Origin of the sequence: Thermacetogenium phaeum DSM 12270, from assembly GCF_000305935.1 — a bacterium.
GTDB classification, from domain to species: Bacteria; Bacillota; DSM-12270; order Thermacetogeniales; family Thermacetogeniaceae; genus Thermacetogenium; species Thermacetogenium phaeum.
In genome coordinates this window covers 1,977,342-1,994,147 of sequence record NC_018870.1, presented here as the reverse complement: position 1 = coordinate 1,994,147, position 16,806 = coordinate 1,977,342, and the positions used below count along the sequence as shown (strand labels likewise).

Annotated in this window: 17 protein-coding genes; 15 read left to right on the top strand and 2 right to left on the bottom strand. The window is 54.3% G+C overall.

Going from position 1 to position 16,806, the window contains the following annotated elements:
• Positions 1 to 82 precede the first annotated feature (82 nt).
• Both TPH_RS09790 and TPH_RS09785 read right to left on the bottom strand, forming a co-directional pair.
• Positions 83 to 1,327: an IS110 family RNA-guided transposase gene (locus tag TPH_RS09790; protein WP_015051040.1), complete on the bottom strand. Its 1,245-nt coding sequence runs from the start codon at positions 1,325 to 1,327 to the stop codon at positions 83 to 85.
• A 429-nt stretch (positions 1,328 to 1,756) separates the two neighbouring features.
• Entirely contained in the window at positions 1,757 to 1,954 is a 198-nt protein-coding gene (locus TPH_RS09785) for a hypothetical protein (protein ID WP_015051039.1), read from the bottom strand.
• Between the two features lie 952 nt (positions 1,955 to 2,906).
• Between TPH_RS09785 and TPH_RS09780 the strand changes: the two genes are divergently transcribed.
• The 15 genes from TPH_RS09780 (at position 2,907) to TPH_RS09710 (ending at position 16,531) form a co-directional block, all read left to right on the top strand.
• Entirely contained in the window at positions 2,907 to 3,284 is a 378-nt protein-coding gene (locus TPH_RS09780; RefSeq protein ID WP_201764441.1) for a Lin0512 family protein, read from the top strand.
• A gap of 203 nt (positions 3,285 to 3,487) precedes the next feature.
• The gene (locus TPH_RS09775; protein WP_014162180.1) at positions 3,488 to 4,720 is read left to right on the top strand and encodes an IS256 family transposase; all 1,233 of its coding nucleotides are present in this window, start codon (positions 3,488 to 3,490) and stop codon (positions 4,718 to 4,720) included.
• A 120-nt stretch (positions 4,721 to 4,840) separates the two neighbouring features.
• Entirely contained in the window at positions 4,841 to 5,899 is a 1,059-nt protein-coding gene (locus TPH_RS09770; RefSeq protein ID WP_015051037.1) for a 2,3-butanediol dehydrogenase, read from the top strand.
• Between the two features lie 20 nt (positions 5,900 to 5,919).
• A complete protein-coding gene (locus TPH_RS09765; protein WP_015051036.1) occupies positions 5,920 to 6,882 on the top strand; it encodes a thiamine pyrophosphate-dependent dehydrogenase E1 component subunit alpha in 963 nt (320 codons plus the stop codon).
• A gap of 22 nt (positions 6,883 to 6,904) precedes the next feature.
• Positions 6,905 to 7,876 carry an alpha-ketoacid dehydrogenase subunit beta gene (locus TPH_RS09760; protein ID WP_015051035.1) on the top strand — a complete coding sequence of 324 codons (972 nt, stop codon included), beginning with the start codon at positions 6,905 to 6,907 and terminating at the stop codon, positions 7,874 to 7,876.
• 72 nt (positions 7,877 to 7,948) lie between these two features.
• Positions 7,949 to 8,959 (top strand): ATP-NAD kinase family protein, encoded by a 1,011-nt coding sequence (locus TPH_RS09755; protein WP_015051034.1) that lies wholly within the window; start codon positions 7,949 to 7,951, stop codon positions 8,957 to 8,959.
• A gap of 15 nt (positions 8,960 to 8,974) precedes the next feature.
• On the top strand, positions 8,975 to 10,132 hold the full coding sequence (locus tag TPH_RS09750; protein WP_015051033.1) for a dihydrolipoamide acetyltransferase family protein: 1,158 nt from the start codon (positions 8,975 to 8,977) through the stop codon (positions 10,130 to 10,132).
• 52 nt (positions 10,133 to 10,184) lie between these two features.
• Complete coding sequence (locus tag TPH_RS09745) at positions 10,185 to 10,529, top strand: carboxymuconolactone decarboxylase family protein (protein WP_015051032.1); 345 nt, start codon at positions 10,185 to 10,187, stop codon at positions 10,527 to 10,529.
• Between the two features lie 31 nt (positions 10,530 to 10,560).
• Positions 10,561 to 10,983: a glycine cleavage system protein H gene (locus TPH_RS09740; RefSeq protein WP_015051031.1), complete on the top strand. Its 423-nt coding sequence runs from the start codon at positions 10,561 to 10,563 to the stop codon at positions 10,981 to 10,983.
• Positions 10,984 to 11,039: 56 nt separating this feature from the next.
• A complete protein-coding gene (locus tag TPH_RS09735; protein ID WP_028990896.1) occupies positions 11,040 to 12,497 on the top strand; it encodes an FAD-binding oxidoreductase in 1,458 nt (485 codons plus the stop codon).
• Positions 12,494 to 13,663: a (Fe-S)-binding protein gene (locus tag TPH_RS09730; protein WP_015051029.1), complete on the top strand. Its 1,170-nt coding sequence runs from the start codon at positions 12,494 to 12,496 to the stop codon at positions 13,661 to 13,663. The genes TPH_RS09735 and TPH_RS09730 overlap by 4 nt, the downstream gene beginning before the upstream one ends.
• A 31-nt stretch (positions 13,664 to 13,694) precedes the next feature.
• Positions 13,695 to 14,000 carry a DUF6506 family protein gene (locus TPH_RS09725; RefSeq protein WP_015051028.1) on the top strand — a complete coding sequence of 102 codons (306 nt, stop codon included), beginning with the start codon at positions 13,695 to 13,697 and terminating at the stop codon, positions 13,998 to 14,000.
• A gap of 26 nt (positions 14,001 to 14,026) precedes the next feature.
• Entirely contained in the window at positions 14,027 to 14,980 is a 954-nt protein-coding gene (locus TPH_RS09720) for a lipoate--protein ligase family protein (RefSeq protein WP_015051027.1), read from the top strand.
• Between the two features lie 19 nt (positions 14,981 to 14,999).
• On the top strand, positions 15,000 to 15,428 hold the full coding sequence (gene gcvH / locus TPH_RS09715) for a glycine cleavage system protein GcvH (RefSeq protein ID WP_015051026.1): 429 nt from the start codon (positions 15,000 to 15,002) through the stop codon (positions 15,426 to 15,428).
• The gene (locus tag TPH_RS09710) at positions 15,425 to 16,531 is read left to right on the top strand and encodes a lipoyl protein ligase domain-containing protein (protein ID WP_015051025.1); all 1,107 of its coding nucleotides are present in this window, start codon (positions 15,425 to 15,427) and stop codon (positions 16,529 to 16,531) included. The genes gcvH and TPH_RS09710 overlap by 4 nt, the downstream gene beginning before the upstream one ends.
• The last annotated feature ends 275 nt before the right edge of the window (positions 16,532 to 16,806 follow it).

The window sequence follows — 16,806 nt, the reverse complement described above, 5'->3', positions numbered from 1 at the left end:
GTGGTCTTTCGGGATAAACCCTACTGGACGGTCGATACGGTATTATGAAGCGTTGCTATTAGCAGAAGAGCCACCCGACAGACTAAACCTTAACCACCTTTCTCTGCCCCTGGGGCACGTATAGTTGGTTGCTGCGTAGCAGAGCATCAACCACCCGCACGAGTTTACGTGCGGTAAGAACCAAAGCACGGCGATGGTGGTGAGTGGAACTCTCTTTAAACTTACGGGCATAGAACTCGGCAAACCTGGGGTCCCATTTACGCACGCTGTCGGCGGCCATTACAAAGTAATAGCGCAGGTACACGTTGCCGGTTTTCGTAAGCGGTGTGTCATCGGCTTCAAACTCGCCTGACTGGTGTTTCCGCCAGGTGAGGCCGGCAAACTTGGCGACTGCCTTCTCGTTGTCGAACCGGTGGATGTCGCCGATCTCGGCGATTATTCCGGCGGTACAGACAGGCCCCATGCCCGGCATCGACTGCAGAGTGTTCGGAAAGTGTGACAGTTCTTTCTCAATCGCCTTGTCAATACTCTTGACCTGCTGTTCCAGGGTGCGGATGGTCTGCAAACTGGTGGCCAGGATCAGGTTCACCGGCTCCAGGAGGCTTCCGTGCAGCCTGTAAGCGCAGGCTGCGGCATGCTTTAAGGCCTTGGCCGTAGCTTCGGGGTTGGAGAAATGACTCTTCCCCTTCTCCATCAGGAAGTCAATCAACTCATCAAGCGGTCGTGCCGCAATCTCTTCCGGAGAAAGGAACTCGGTCAGGATCGCCTCCGAGGTGGCCCCGAAGATGTCGCTCAGCACCTTGTCCTGGCAGATGGTATTGAACTTCAGGAACAGGTTGGTCAGGAAGTAGTTCTTCTCCCGGGTGATGGTCTGGATCAGGTGGTAACGGAACCTGGTCAGCCGCTGGAGGGGCAGGTAGCGGAAGTCCACCTGGCAGCTCTCGGGCAGCCGCCCGAACCTTAGCCGGTCGGCGATCACCAGGCAGTCGAACCAGTCATCCTTTGGAATATCGACGTACTGTTTTCTGAAGTTGGCGATCACCTTGGGATTGAAGACGTACACCTGGGGGTGGAAGGAAGCCAGCAAAGGCTCACCGGCCAGGCGCATCTGCAGGTGCCAGCCATAGACAGAGGTGGACTCCATGCCGATCCGCAGGGAATCAACTTCGTTGGCGCCGCAGATCTCCACCAGGTACTTAACAAAGGACTCGGCTCCCGGATCGTCGTTCTTGTAACGCATACGCTTGGCGATCTCCTCGCCCTCTGCGTCGAACATCCGGGCCTTGAAATCTTTCATGCTGACATCGATACCGACAAACAGTTTCATCAGTTTCACCCCCTCCCAGGGAGGAATTGTGCAAGATTATGCGGGGTCCCAGGCACCATAACCGGTCAACAGCCTCGCCGGAAACAACGCTTTCCTGTCAGGACCTTGTTCTATCCAACCTGCTACCATTGGACAGGATCTTGACAAGTTGCGCAACTTACGTGTCAGGGGTACAGGTTATGGGCTGGGGGTCAGGCTTTCTAAGAGGTCGGACCTCAAGGAGGACAACACCTACCCAGAACATAATCTCACGACTACATTTTGCCTGGAACACCGCCAAAAGTGAATACCCAATTTCCAGTTGTCAAGGAGCATTTTTGATCCAAGCCGGGCTTCTTTTAAGGGCTGGATCAATTGGTGTTACAAAAACTATCTTACGAGGAGGACGGAACGAGGGTTTTTCGGCTGATGCCGTCTCGTAAGCCCGCCTCAGCGAGTCGAGGGTGCGCTGCGCTCCAACTCCAAAGCCGGGCACCAGGACCAGAACAGGATCACCGGGTCGATCTTCCGGTTGCGCTTCACGCAGCCGACTTTGGCTGCCGTAGCCCTCAGCCACTCCGGAGGGAACATTTTGTTCATTACTTTTTCAATCTCATACGGTTCGCTCTTACCGGGAAGTGGAATCAATGCTGAACCTCCTCTAAATTATTAGTTTGGAGGAGAATTCCACACAGGGAGGGACCCTTTCCTCTTTTTTTAAACAATAATTCAGTTATTTTACCAGGGATAATACACTATCTTTGGTGGTTATGGTATATTTCGGGCTTAACCGAACACGAATGAGCAGGCACCATGGCAAATAAAGAGCTTTCGAAACGTTCCTCAAAAAAGTTATTTTAGGGGAGAAGGATTCTTTACACTCTTTACCAGGAGCTGGAGCTGGAAGCCTTGCGGCTGTTGGGATGCAACATGACGCTAATCACTAAAGGCAAGACTACCGTCACCCCCCAGGGTCGTTGACCTCGGCACGCTGTACGTTGTTATCTCATGGTAACCCAGGAGGTCCTGCCCCCTCTTCAGGTCACAGGAAGTATGGCCGACAAGCGATACAAAGCAAGAAAGCCAAAAGGCGGCCAGGGAGTAGGATTACGACATAGTACTGAGGAAACCGGGTAATTCGGTGAAGGGAAGGCAGTAGCACAGAAGTGCTCTTGCGAGGGAAACAGTTCCCCTTCTCATAGGTGGAATAGAATTGTCAACGTGGCTTCCCCCAAATTCTTAGGCACCCTTCTTACGGTTTTTTTCTAGCATACTTTATTGTTCCTGCCGTATAAAACCAATGATTATGGGATAATCTCGTTTTTTATTTCTACTTGAATCTGTGATTGTACTTCCAGATCTTTTTTACCCAGCGGTGTCAGCCTTGTGTGTCATAGAGATATCGGATTCGATCACTGATGTGACACAAATGTTATATTTCTGTCCCATTTTTGGTTGGGCTACTCTACCGTTAAAAGTCGCTAGCCGCTAGGCTTGACGGCTTTTTTCATTGTTCGATTTGGCTTTGTGGCATGGTACTTGCTTTATTAGGATAACAGAATATTCGTTGATTGTTTCAAGGAACACAGGACGGAAGGAAGTGAGGGATTCCGTGGCCCGCAAGCGTTTTATTGTTGAAATCGGGACAGGAGCCGACCTGCACGGCGGTGACGTTTCAAAAGCCGCCCAGAGGGCGATCAGAGATGCCGTATCACGAAGCTGCCTGTGCGGGCTGTTTGACATCATTGGAATAACAGATCCCAATGAGATGTATATTGAGGTCAAGGTGGCCTGCCCTAACCCGGAAAGGATCAACAGGGAGGAAGTGTTGAAGGCGGTGCCCTTCGGTTCCACCTGTCTGGAGGTGGTGCCGGGTGGTCTGGCAGTACGGGGGCTGGAGCTTCTCGAACTGGGAGAAGGTGACACCATCGTTGTGGCGGTGGCAGCACTCACCGTTTATGTTGACGTTAAGGACTGATTCCGGCATCATGGCGGCTTTGCCTGATGATATTACGGTATGAGTTACTGATTTGTGGGAGTGCGATATCAAATGAAAGGGGGGGGTAACGTAAAGTAGTGTCCATTATGATGGTGTAAAATTGATGGCTTGAAGCAGGAGAGCCACCCCTCCCTCTGGTAGATAAGAAGTGGCTTAATCTTAATCATCAGGAGGGAGAAAAGATGGCTCACTACCAGGTTACCGTAGACTGTGATCTCTTGCAAGGATTATTTATTCGGGATGATGGATTGGCTCGGTTGGTGGAGAACATCGTGAATCAGATACTCGATGCTCAGGCTACCGAACAACTCAGGGCCAAGCCATACGAACGTACCGAAGAGCGGCAGGGGTACCGCAACGGGTATCGGGATAAGCTGCTCAAGTCTCGCGTAGGAGAACTTACGCTTATGGTTCCCCGTCTCCGGAGCGGGCACTTCTCCACGGAGCTTTTCGAGCGGTACCAGCGGAGCGAGCAGGCGCTCTTGCTGGCCATGGTCGAGATGGTCGTGAACGGCGTATCCACCAGGAAGGTAAGGGCGGTTGTTGATGAACTATGCGGCACGGAGTTCTCCAAATCCACCGTATCCAGCCTGTGCAAAAGACTGGACGACATCGTAAAGGAGTGGAACGAGCGAGATTTGAGCAGCCAGGAATACCCATTTCTCCTGGTAGATGCCATTGTCATCCGGGTGCGTAAAGGCGGCCGGGTACGGCTTTCAAGCGTACTTCTCGCTACAGGGATCAACCGGGAGGGATACCGGGAGATTTTAGGGCTTATGCTCGGGGATAGCGAATCAGAGGCTGCTTGGTCGGAGTTCTTCGGCCGGCTCAAGGAGCGCGGTCTCAAGGGAGTGGACTTGGTTGTTTCGGATGATCACAAGGGCTTGATCAATGCGATAGAAACCCACTTCCAAGGAGCGACATGGCAGCGGTGCCAGACCCACTTTATCCGGAACATCCTGGACGCCTGTCCTAAGAGCCTCCAGGGCGACCTGCACGGGCGACTGCGGTTGATCTTCGACGCGCCGGATATGGAGACGGCCAGGCGGTTGCTGAACGAAACGATAGAGGCCTTTGGCGCCCGGGCGCCAAAGGCGGTAGAGCGACTTGAAGCTGGTTTCGAGGACGCAATGGCGGTGATGGCACTACCAGGGCGCTACCGGAAGCGGCTGCGCACCACCAATGGAGTCGAGCGGCTCAACCAGGAGATCCGCCGGCGGGAGCGGGTGATCCGAATCTTCCCTAACGAGGAGTCGGCTGTGAGACTGATCGGAGCAGTGCTTGTAGAGATCGACGAGGTGTGGACCACAGGAAAGCGCTACTTTGATATGGCAGAGTATTGGGAGTGGAAGGCTAACACAGAAAAACAGCAGAAGGAGGTGAATAATGCCGATACCCAGGTAAATGTAGCTTAAAACGGGGTGATCTTATCTGCCAGAGGGAATTTACACACAAATTTGGACTTGACCGTAACGTAACTCATGTTAAACAATTCACACAGATTTTAAAAAGATTTAAAAAGGGGGTTATTTTTCATGAAAGCTGCTGTATGGTACGGAAAAAAAGATGTCAGAGTGGTGGATGTTCCGGAACCGCCGGCACCAAAGCCCGGTTGGGTCAAGGTTGAGGTGGAATGGTGTGGCATTTGTGGATCAGATCTACACGAATACATTGCTGGTCCCATCTTTATTCCCGTTGACAAGCCTCATCCCTTAACAGGTGGTACTGCTCCCGTAATCTTGGGCCATGAGTTCTCCGGTACAGTTGTGGAAGTCGGCGAAGGGGTTAAGAATGTCAAGGTTGGGGACAGGGTAGCTCCCGATGCCTGCCAGGTATGCTGGGAGTGCTACTCTTGCAAGAGATATGATTATCCGTGCTGTGAGAAGCTGGCATTCACCGGTCTGCACACCGACGGTGCTTTTGCACGTTATGTCAATGTTCCCGCATATACCATTTACAAAATTCCCGACACCATGACCTTTGAACAGGCAGCACTGGTAGAGCCCATCTCCGTTGGTATGCATGCCGTTCGCCGGGCCCCGGTTATTGCCGGTAATAACGTAGTAGTTATCGGAGCCGGTACTATCGGACTGTCCGCCCTGCAGTGCGCCAGGGTTGCCGGAGCGGCCCAGGTAATTGTGATTGAGGTGGCCAAAGCCCGCAAGGAATATGCCAAGAAACTCGGTGCTACTGCTGTTCTTGATCCCACTCAGTGTGACGTTGTGGCGGAAGTCTTTAAGCTTACGGACGGCATCGGTGCCGATGTGAGCATCGAGTGTGTCGGTAGTGATAAGACCACTCCGCTTTCGCTTGCAGTCCTCCGTCCGCGCGGTATTTCTGTTCAGGCTGGAGTGTTCGAGCGCGAGAGCAGCATAAACTTCAACGGAATCGTTTTCCCTGAAAAAGAGATCAAGGGTTCACTGGCATACAACGGGGAGTTTGCCCCTGTGATCAAGATGATTGATGACGGCCGCCTCAATGCAGACATGATGATCACCGGCAGGATCAAGCTGGATGAAATTATCGAAAAGGGGTTCGAGGAATTAATCAACAACAAGGACGAGAATATCAAGATTATCGTATCTCCCAAATAAATTTTAAGGAGGTAACCTGGATGGAACTCACAAAAGAAAAACTGCTGGAAATGTATAAAACCATGGTGAGGATCAGGACCTTCGAGATGAAGGCCGCCGAATTGTTTGCTGCTGGCAAGCTTCCCGGCTTCGTGCACCTCTATGTCGGCGAGGAAGCGGTGGCAACCGGTGTCTGTGCGAACCTGACGGACGAAGATTACATCACCAGCACCCACCGCGGCCATGGCCACCTGATCGCCAAAGGCGGCAAGATCGACCTGATGATGGCCGAGTTGTTCGGCAGGACCACAGGTTACTGCAAGGGGAAGGGCGGCTCCATGCACATAGCAGATGTTGATCTGGGTATTCTCGGGGCCAATGGTATCGTTGGAGCCGGGCAGCCCATTGCCACCGGCGCAGGCTTTGCCTGCAAGTACAAAAAGACCAACAATGTGGTGGTCTGCTTCTTTGGCGACGGAGCATCCAACCGCGGCACCTTCCATGAGTCTTTAAACATGGCTTCCATCTGGAAACTGCCAGTAATCTTCGTGGCAGAAAATAACATGTACGGTATTTCTAACTACCAGAAGAACCACATGAACGTTACTGATATCGCCGACCGGGCCGCTGCCTACGGAATCCCAGGTGTGGCCGTGGACGGAAATGACGTCATAGCCGTTTACGAGGCTGCAGCCGAGGCTGTTGCCCGGGCCCGCAAAGGGGACGGCCCCAGCCTGATCGAGTGCAAGACCTGGAGACACCGCGGTCACTTCGAAGGCGATCCGCAGGTTTACAAGAAACCGGAAGAACAGGAAGCATGGCTCAAAAAGGACCCAATTCCCAGATTTGAAACGAAGTTGATTGAGCTTAAATATGCCACCCAGGCCGATCTCGATGCAATCAAGGCCGATGTCCAGGCAGAGGTCGAAGCTGCAGTGAAGTTTGCCGAAAGCAGTCCTCTTCCGAACCCCGACGATGTCCTTACGGACGTCTATGCAGAGTAACTAATAGAAAGGGTGAAAGAACATGGCACAGATGACTTATGCCGAGGCTATCAGGGACGGTATGCGGGTTGAAATGAAAAGGGACCCCAACGTCTATCTTTATGGCGAAGATGTAGGTATTTTCGGGGGCTGCTTTGGTGTAACCGCCGGATTATACCAGGAATTCGGACCGGAACGGGTAATCGATACACCGATCAGCGAAACCGCCATCGTCGGCAGCGCTGTAGGTGCGGCCGCTGCAGGCCTGAGGCCGATTGCCGAAGTCATGTTCGTGGACTTCATGGGGGTCTGCATGGACGAGCTTCTCAACCAGGCCGCCAAGATGAGGTACATGTTCGGCGGCAAGGCAAGACTCCCCATGGTAGTGAGGACACCGTGCGGAGCCGGAATGTCGGCGGCTGCCCAGCATTCCCAGTCCCTGGAGGCGTGGTTTACCCACATCCCCGGCCTGAAGGTGGTTATGCCCGGAGAACCGGCGGATGCGAAGGGGCTGATGATTGCGGCAATCAGGGACGACAACCCTGTTATCTATATCGAGCACAAGCAACTCCTCAATGTGGCAGGAGAGGTCCCGGAAGGGGAATATGTCGTTCCGCTCGGCAAGGCCGATATCAAGCGGGAGGGTTCCGATGTGACCATCGTGGCCTGGTCCTGGATGCTGCAAAAGGCCCTAGCTGCTGCCGAGGAGCTTGCGAAAGACGGCATCAACGCCGAGGTTCTCGATCCTCGCACCCTTGTGCCGCTTGATAAAGAAGCAATTTTGAAATCAGTTGGCAAGACGGGGAAACTGGTCATCGTTCACGAAGCGGTCAGGACAAGCGGGTTCGGCGGGGAAATTGCCGCTTTAGTTGCAGAGGAGGGATTCGATCTCCTCGATGCCCCAATCAAACGGGTAACCGCCCCGGATACTCCGATTCCTTTCAGCCCGGTGCTGGAGAGCGCTTACCTGCCAAACGAAGAGAAGATCATCAAGGCCGTAAAGGAACTGTTCTAAGGTTGATAAGCGGTGGGCAGGGTGATACCTGCTCACCGCGATTGAAAGTTATTTTAAGAGAGGGGAAGAGGAATGGCTGTAGTAGGGATCATTGCCAACCCGGCTTCCGGCAAGGACATCCGGCGGCTGGTGGCCTACGGCACAGTCTTTGACAACCAGGAAAAGGTCAATATAGTGCGCCGCGCCCTGCTCGGGCTGGCTGCCACCGGAGTCAGGCAAGTGGTTTATATGCCGGATTATTATGGAATTGTCCCAAAAGCTCTTGATGGTCTCTCCAGCCAGCACCGTCTTTCCCTTGAGGTAAACCCGGTAGATATGGAGTTGACGGGGACCCAGATCGATTCCTATAAAGCTGCGGTAGAAATGAACAGGCTTGGGGTTGGCTGTATGATCGTCCTGGGGGGTGATGGCACCAACCGCATGGTGGCCAAGGGATGCGGTGAGGTGCCGCTGGTTCCCATTTCTACCGGAACCAACAATGTCTTTCCGGAAATGGTGGAAGGAACAATAGCCGGTCTGGCGGCCGGGATTGTGGCCGGCGGATGGTATTGCGGGTCTCTGGCAGTACATCATACGAAAAAAATTCATATTTACAAAAATGGTGTTCATGTGGACATTGCTCTCATCGATGCCGTCGTCCTGCGGGACAGCTTCATCGGTTCCCGGGCTGTGTGGGATGCGGAGAGAATACGTCAGGTACTGGTAACGCGGGGGGAGCCCCACAATATCGGTATCTCTTCCATCGCAGGAAACCTGGAACCCGTCGGGATTCAGGAGGAGAGGGGGCTCGCCATTGAATTTGGAGAAGGCGGTATCACCTTGCTGGCGCCAATTGCGCCGGGGCTCATACAATCCGTGAAGGTGAGGAATCATCGGACTGTTGAAATAGATGAAGAAGTGTCTGTTGCCGAAGTTCCCTGTGTAATAGCCCTCGACGGGGAAAGGGAAGTGGAAGTAAAAGAGGGTGACACGGCATCCTTCAGGCTGAGCTTTGACGGTCCACGGGTCGTGGATATAAAAATAGCCCTGCGCGAAGCGGTGACCAGAGGCTATTCCCGTGTGAGAACAGGTTACAAGGCTTAAAAGGAGGACAACAAGATGGCAGCACAGATAACCATGCCTAAATTAGGACTGTCCATGAAGACGGGCACTGTCGCCAAATGGCTGAAAAACGAAGGGGATCGCGTTAAAAAAGGGGAGCCGGTCGTGGAGATCATGACCGAAAAGATCACCAACACAGTGGAAGCGCCGGAAGAAGGCATACTGCTTAAAATTGTCGCTTCAAAAGGTGCGAAGCTTCCGATTGGGGCTTTGCTTGGGGTGATTGGCTCCGAAGGCGAGGACATATCCGCCCTGCTTGCAGAGGCGCCTGGCGGGACGGCAGCTGCTGCTTCGGCCGCACCGGCAGCAGGTGAGAGGATAAAGATCTCCCCGGCTGCCCGGAAGCTGGCAGAAGAAAACGGTATCGATTACACCCGTATTAAAGGAACGGGTCCTGAGGGGCGCATCACCAGAGAAGATGTGGAGAGGGCCATCGCCGAGGGGATTCCTGCGGCGGATGACCGGCCGACCCTTGAGGTTATTCCTTACGAAGGCATGAGACGGGCTATTGGCGATAACATGGCCCATAGCTGGGCGGTAGCGCCCAAGGTTACCCACCATACCAGTGTGGACCTTTCAGGCATCATCGCCCTCCGCCGAGAGATCAATGAGGGGGTTAAGGAAAAAGACAAGGTTTCTATTACTGCCTTTTTGGTTAAGGCTGTTGCAAAGGCTTTAGAACTCAAGCCGGCGGTGAATGCCACCCTAGACGGGGAAGAGATCAAGGTGCTTCAGGATATCAACATCGGGGTGGCGGTGGCCCTGCCGGATGGGCTGATTGTCCCGGTTGTTAGAAACGCCGACCAAAAGGACATCTACCAGGTTAATAAGGAAATCAGGGATCTGGCCAAACGCGCACGCCGCAACAAGCTAGAACCGGACGAGATGACCGGCGGCACCTTCACCGTTACCAACCTGGGAGCCTACGGCTCGGTGGACTGGTTCACCCCGATCATCAACCAGCCGGAGTCGGCTATACTGGGTGTCGGCCGTACGGTAGAGCGGCCGGTTGTGGTGAACGGGGAGATCACCATCCGGCCTATGCTGGGACTCTCCCTGGCTTTTGATCACCGAGTGATTGACGGCGCCCCTGCTGCCGAGTTTTTAAAGGTCTTGATCGATCTGATCGAAAAACCATACCGCATATTTATTTAGACCGAAGCGGCAACGGACTGGAATAAATTAAAATATATGGAGGTAGGCAACGATGGATAAAGATCCGAAGGAAGTACTGGCCGAACTGGGTGAACGCATGGTGCAGCTGGAGGACGAGGCCCCGGAGCTATCGGCTGCTTTTGTGCAGATGGATCAGGCAGCCTACGTGGAAGGTGAACTGGAGCGGAAGTACAAGGAGCTCATCGGGCTGGCTATCTCCATCTACGCTAAGTGCGAATACTGTATGAACATCCACGTTAAGCAGGCCCTGGCTGAGGGAGCCAGCCGGGAGGAGATCCTGGAAGCGGCCGCGGTGGCCGTGGCCTTTGGCGGTTCCCCAGCCATGGCTCACCTGGCGGCTGTGGTTATGAAAGCTTTGGACGCCTTTGAGGAATAAAACGGAGGAACCGGAAAGAGAGGGGACTTAAATGGCCAGGATCGATAAGTATGAAATGCCGGATGAACTTTATTATACGACCGACCACGCCTGGGTTAAAGTTGAAGGGAGTCGGATCCGTATCGGGATCACCGATTTCATGCAGCAACTTGCCGGCGAAATCACTTTTATTCGTTTACCCCGGACAGGAAAAGTGATGGAAGAAGGAAAGACCCTCATCACACTTCAGTCTGGCAAATGGGCGGGGAAGGTTGTGGTTCCGATGAGCGGGAAGATAATCGAAGTCAACAAGGATCTGGCTGCCAATCCCAAGCCTTTGAACGCCGATCCCTACGGGCAGGGGTGGGTTGCCGTAATGGAGCCGGATAACCTGTCCGAAGGGTTAAACCGGTTGCTGCACGGCGATCAGGTGGAGCCATGGCTTAAGGAAGAGATAGAGAAACATGCCAAATAGCAGTATAGGAAAATGACCGCAGGTCTGCCCGCGGATTGGAGAGGATGGAGATAGGCGTGAAAAAGAGTGAAGCGCTGCGGCAGATAAAAGAGCTATGCGGCGAGCGGGCCACCGATGCTCGATTTGAGTGCGTCCTTTACAGCCGTGATCTGGCCCCGGTGCCGGCGCTACTGGTGGACCCGCTGTTTAAAACCGTGCCGGATCTGGTGGTGCGTCCCACCGGGGCGGAAGAGGTTGCGGAGATCCTGTGCCTGGCCGGGGCCGCGGGCATCCCGGTAACCCCCCGGTCGGGCGCCTCCACCGTTTACTTCGACTCCGTGCCCGCCAAGGGAGGCATCGTGATCGACCTGAACCTGCTCAAAGGGGTTTTGGAACTGGACGAGGATGGGATGACGGTCACGGTGAAAGCGGGGACCACCTGGAGCGAACTGGAACGATACCTGAACGCCAAGGGCTATGCTCCGAAATCCGTACCCAGCAGCGCCCCCGCATCGAGCATTGCCGGCTGGCTCTGCATGATGGGGTACGGTATTGGCAGCCTGAAGTACGGCTCACTGCTGTCCCAGGTTAAATGGGCGGAGGTAGTTTTACCGGGTGGAGAGATCCGGCAGGTGACCGCTGATACAGATCCGCCACTGGCCTGGTTTGCGGCTTCCGAGGGAACTCTAGGGATAATTACGAAGCTTAAAATCGAAATTCGCAAACGAACACCAATGAAGCACTTTCTGCTGTACTCCCGCGAACTGTCTGAAATGGCCGGAGTATTGACTGCTGTCAAGGATGCGAAAATTACTCCCTACAACCTGCATTTTACCGATGAAGCGTGCGTGAAAGCCATGTTCAGGCAGGGAATTTCACCGGGTAACGTAGATTCGGGGTGCCTGCTAGCAATCGATTATGAAGGCCCAGAGGACGAACTCAACCAGGCAGAGGAAATGATTGCCAGTCTTGTTGCAGATAACACTGCGGTTTCTTTCCTGCCCGGAGATGTCGCCGAAATGGAATGGGAAGAGAGATACAAGTCCCTCAAACTTAAAAGAAGCGGGCCCTCCGAAGTGGGAGGAGAGGTCTTCCTGCCGGTCTCCAGGCTTGAAAGCTACCTCTCCGACATCAAGAGGCTGTCCGGGCGGTACGGGCGGGAAATGTGCTCCTACGGGCATGTGGCTACCCCCGAGAGGATTATCATCATGACCATGTTCTTTGCGGATGAAACAAGGGTCTTCGAGTATGTCATGGATCTCAGCTTGGTGAAAAAGATCCAGGACGTGGGATACCGGCACGGTGGTTACCCTTACGGTGTAGGGCTGTGGAACACCCCCTATCTTGGGCGCATCTTCAAGGCCTCGGAGCTCGAGCAGTTGCGGACCAGGAAAAAGAAGCTGGATCCCAAGGGAATCATGAATCCGGGGAAGCTGTATAAATGGCATCCGATGCTGAACCCCTTTAATTTCAGCTTAGGGATGAACGTCATGGCCGGGATTAGGAGATTTATGAGAGGGAGTGTGCGCCGATGACATCAGAAGGCAAGAGCCTTTTCACAACCCTCGAAAGAGAAGCCCTGATCTGCGGGCGCTGCGGCTACTGTCGGAGCTCCTGCCCAGTCTACCAGGTGCTTGGCTGGGAGTCGGCCAGTCCCAGGGGGAAGATAAGCCTGGCTAAGGGCATCTTTGCCAAGGGTAACGAAAAAGCCCTGTCTGAGGAGTTTATCCGGCGGGTGGCCCAGTGCACCCTGTGCGGGGCCTGCGCACGTGCCTGCTCAACCTCTATTGATACGAGAACCCTCTGGTTGGAGCTTCGCAAGCGCATTGCCGGACTGGGCAAAGGACCAGAGGCTTATAACACCATCCGGGAAAACCTCCTGGCCCACAAGAACATTTCTACCTTCAGCAACGACGACCGGCTGGAATGGGCCCAGGACCTGGATGAGGAACCCGAAGGCCTGGAACTCAAGAAGGGCGCGGAGGTGTGCTATTTTGTGGGCTGCGTATCCTCCTTCTTCCCCCAGGCGGCCCAGATTCCTCTCGCCGTCACTCAGTTGCTGATGGAGGCCGGAGTTGACTTTACCACCATGGGCGGGGAGGAATGGTGCTGCGGTTTTCCCCTGTTGAGCACCGGGTTTGCCGATGACGCCAGGGAGTTTATCAAGCACAACGTATCCAAAATCAAGGAACTGGACATCCACACCCTGGTGGCAAGCTGTGCCTCCTGCTACCACGTCTGGAAACACGAATGTCTGAGCGAACTGGCGGGATACGACCTGGAGATCCTGCACACCACCGAATACCTGGCCCGTTTTGTTAAGGATGGTCGTCTGGAACTGCAGGAAATGGATGAGGTGGTGACCTACCACGACCCTTGTGACCTGGGGCGTAACAGCGGTGTCTACGACGCTCCCCGCGAAATTATCCGGAGCATCCCTGGAATTGAATTCGTCGAACTGGATCACAATAGGGAAGATTCTCTCTGCTGCGGGGGAGGCGGCAACCTCCAGAGCGTGGATGCCGATCTGGCCGCAGAGATCACCAAGCTGCGGATACAGGAGATCAAGGAAACCAAGGCCAGCATCGTGGTTTCCGCTTGCCAGCAGTGTGAACAGATGCTCAGTGCTGCCGTTCGCAAGGCTGGTTTGCCCGTAAGGGTTATGGATATCAGTGAATTACTTCTGGAAGCTATAGGTTGATTGGTGAAATTAAGAACCGGAGGTGTGTTGAATGGCATTGAAGGCGGCGTTTATTTTCGTGGCTCCCGAAGCGGATGCCGGGAAACACCGGGCGGTAGTGGAGACTCCTGTAGTGGAGTTGACCGTGGTTGGGGTCAAGGACTATCGGACTGCGGCAAAGGCGGCCGAGGAACTGGTCGCACAGGGTGTGAGTGCCATCGAACTGTGCGGAGGTTTTGGCATCGAGGGCACCGCAGCAGTGAAGAAAGCGGTTAAAAATAAGGCTGTAGTAGGAGTAGTTCGTTTCGACAACCATCCCGGCCTGGACTTCAAGAGCGGGGACGAACTTTTCCGGTAACATGAAATTTGGGGAGGTGGGGGGCAGTGGATCTCTACAACCTGGGGGGAGTCAGCTGGTGGGAATCCCAGGCCCTTTACCATGCGCTGGCCTACCTGGGCCGGGAGGGATTGATCATCTGCTACCCCACCAGTCCCTACGTCTGTCTGGGCCTCCACGATGACCTGCAGCAGGAGATAGACCAGGAGTATTGCCGGCTGCGGGGCATTCCTCTCCTGCGCCGCGAGACCGGAGGCGGGGTGGTTTACCTAGACAGCAACCAGGTCTTCTTTCAGCTCGTGCTGCATAAGGATAACCCTCTTCTTCCCCTGCGCCGGGACCGCTTTTACAAGAAATTTCTTAAACCGGCTATCCGCCTATACCGGCATTTTGGTGTGCCGGCCGAACTGAAAGCACCGGCGGATATTGTGGCGGATGGACGTAAGTGCTCGGGCAATGCCGCCGGAGACATCGGGCAGTGCGTGGCCTACGTGGGCAACATCCTGATCGATTTTGACTTCAGGACCATGAGCAGAGTGCTGCGTGTTCCCGGTAGTACTTTCAGACGGCGCCTACAAATAGCGATGCGCGAGTACATGACCGTGCTGGCCGACTGGCTTGACGATCTGCCCGGCTATGCAGATCTGGCTGCCGCCCTGATCGAGGAGTTTGCCAGGGAATTTGGCAGACTGAGCCCCCGCCTGCCCGACACCGAATTGCTAGAAAGGGCGAGCAGAATCGGTGCCCGCCTTGCCAGTTCTGACTGGCTGTCCCTCCCCGGTCGCAAGCTGCCCTACCGCAAGGTCAAGATTGCCGAGGGCGTCTATCTGATAGAGCGACCCTACGGCGGGGATGAACGCCTCCTGGCAGTGGTCAGGGACGGCAAGATTGCTGATCTGGAAGTTATCGGGCGCAATGAGCTGAACAAAGGGCTCTGGGAGGCGTATATCGGGTGTGAATGGCGTGAGGATTTGCTGGCAGAGTTCCCTGTAAATATTTAAATGTTTAGGAGGATGCAATATGGGTGAACAGTGGCTTGTTCCCGAAGACCTTCTCTACGACAAGAACAATTACTGGGTAAAAGTCAATGGTAATGAGGCCGTAATCGGGCTGACCCATTACGGGCAGAGCACTACCGGCGACGTAATTTATCTGGAACTACCGCCTGTGGGTACCATTGTCAGGCGGGGAGAAAGTTTCGGTTCCATCGAATCAGGCAAATGGGTGGGCAAGCTGATTCTGCCGGTAACGGGTGAAATTACCGAGACCAACTCCAAGGCCACTACCAGCCCGGGGGAAGTTAACAGGGCTCCATATACCACCGGCTGGCTTATGAAAGTCAGGCTCCAGGATCCTTCGGAGCTTGAGAGCCTGATGACCCCGGAGGCCTACAGGGAGTGGATCCGGCAGCAGGAAAGGCTTGAAGTGGAAGAAGGGGTTACCCCGTGAGCGAGGTCTGGCGCCTGCTCGATACCGGGTCGCTGTCCGCTGCTCACAATATGGCGCTGGAGAAAGTAATCCTGACGGCCCGAAGCCGCAACTTGGTGCCGGACACTGTTCACTTTCTGCAGTTTTCACCACCTGCCGCCCTGGTGGGATACCACCAGGCGGTGGAGCTCGAGGTGGAGGAGGAATACTGCCGCAGCCACGGGATCGACATCAACCGACGTATCTCCGGTGGAGGTGCGATTTATATGGACGAGGGGCAACTCGGGTGGGAGGTCTTTGCTCGCAAGGATACACCTGGCATACCGAAAAAGCTCGAAGATATGTACTGCTTGCTGTGTGAGAGTGCCGTAGCCGGCCTGGCAAAGCTGGGGGTAACTGCGCGATTCCGTCCCCTGAACGACATTGAGGTAGACGGAAGGAAGATATCAGGCACAGGGGGCACAGAGATCGGCGATGCCCTCCTCTTTCACGGCACCGTTTTAACCGACTTTGATGTGGATACCATGATCAAGTGCCTTAAACTACCGATCAAGAAGCTTGATGACAAGCAGGTGCAGAGTTTCAAGGAAAGGGTCGTCTGCCTGCGGGAGGTGCTGGGTTGCCTGCCGCCTCTGCCGGTGATCAAAAAGGCCATGGCGGAGGGTTTCTCAGAGGTGCTGGGCATTAAGCTGGTGGCCGGAGACTTGACAGGCCGAGAAAAGGAGATGCTGAATCGGGAGCTGCCTTATTTTCGGTCGGAGGAGTGGGTCCGCGGTCAAAGATCGCAACTGCAGGACAGCAGCCTAGTCACGGTGGATCACAAAACACCGGGCGGTCTGATCCGGGTGTCACTACTGCTCGACCGCACCAGGCACCGCATCAAAAGCGTGATGATTACCGGCGACTTCTTCGCATACCCGAAGCAGAGCATCCTTGACCTTGAGGCGTCTCTCAAAAACTCTTCCAGCGACCCGTCCGAACTGCGGCAGAATGTGTGCTCCTTTTTTGCAGAACGTGCAGTGAAAATTCCGGGTATCATGCCCGAAGATTTTTATGATGCACTGTATGCGGCTATCTCCAGGGCAGACAAACTCGCCGCCTCCTGCGACACCAACAGAGAATGAAAACAATCGTCTTCTTCAGCTCATGGATCAATATGCTGGATTGTTATCTTCTTCTGATGGGGAGTAGTTAACGTTGGCCGAAATGACCTTTCCCCAAAGGTAACTTCTACCCTTTAACATTCGTTCAGAACGATTGTTATTGAAAATGTCGTTGAGGGTGGGGGAGTCGGAACGACTCTGCGCCATGGACGGCTTCAGAGAAGACGGTTGGCTCGGGTTTTAGAACAGCAAGAACATAATTTTCAAGGCGGTAGACCAATAAGCAGTAATTACAA

Excerpts from the sequence above, each read along its gene's own strand:
- TPH_RS09790 (WP_015051040.1), bottom strand. The coding sequence starts at position 1,327 with ATGAAACTGTTTGTCGGTATCGATGTCAGCATGAAAGATTTCAAGGCC.
- TPH_RS09730 (WP_015051029.1), top strand. The coding sequence starts at position 12,494 with ATGACATCAGAAGGCAAGAGCCTTTTCACAACCCTCGAAAGAGAAGCC.
- TPH_RS09745 (WP_015051032.1), top strand. The coding sequence starts at position 10,185 with ATGGATAAAGATCCGAAGGAAGTACTGGCCGAACTGGGTGAACGCATG.
- TPH_RS09750 (WP_015051033.1), top strand. The coding sequence starts at position 8,975 with ATGGCAGCACAGATAACCATGCCTAAATTAGGACTGTCCATGAAGACG.
- TPH_RS09775 (WP_014162180.1), top strand. The coding sequence starts at position 3,488 with ATGGCTCACTACCAGGTTACCGTAGACTGTGATCTCTTGCAAGGATTA.
- TPH_RS09765 (WP_015051036.1), top strand. The coding sequence starts at position 5,920 with ATGGAACTCACAAAAGAAAAACTGCTGGAAATGTATAAAACCATGGTG.
- TPH_RS09755 (WP_015051034.1), top strand. The coding sequence starts at position 7,949 with ATGGCTGTAGTAGGGATCATTGCCAACCCGGCTTCCGGCAAGGACATC.
- gcvH (WP_015051026.1), top strand. The coding sequence starts at position 15,000 with ATGGGTGAACAGTGGCTTGTTCCCGAAGACCTTCTCTACGACAAGAAC.
- TPH_RS09760 (WP_015051035.1), top strand. The coding sequence starts at position 6,905 with ATGGCACAGATGACTTATGCCGAGGCTATCAGGGACGGTATGCGGGTT.
- TPH_RS09740 (WP_015051031.1), top strand. The coding sequence starts at position 10,561 with ATGGCCAGGATCGATAAGTATGAAATGCCGGATGAACTTTATTATACG.
- TPH_RS09770 (WP_015051037.1), top strand. The coding sequence starts at position 4,841 with ATGAAAGCTGCTGTATGGTACGGAAAAAAAGATGTCAGAGTGGTGGAT.
- TPH_RS09725 (WP_015051028.1), top strand. The coding sequence starts at position 13,695 with ATGGCATTGAAGGCGGCGTTTATTTTCGTGGCTCCCGAAGCGGATGCC.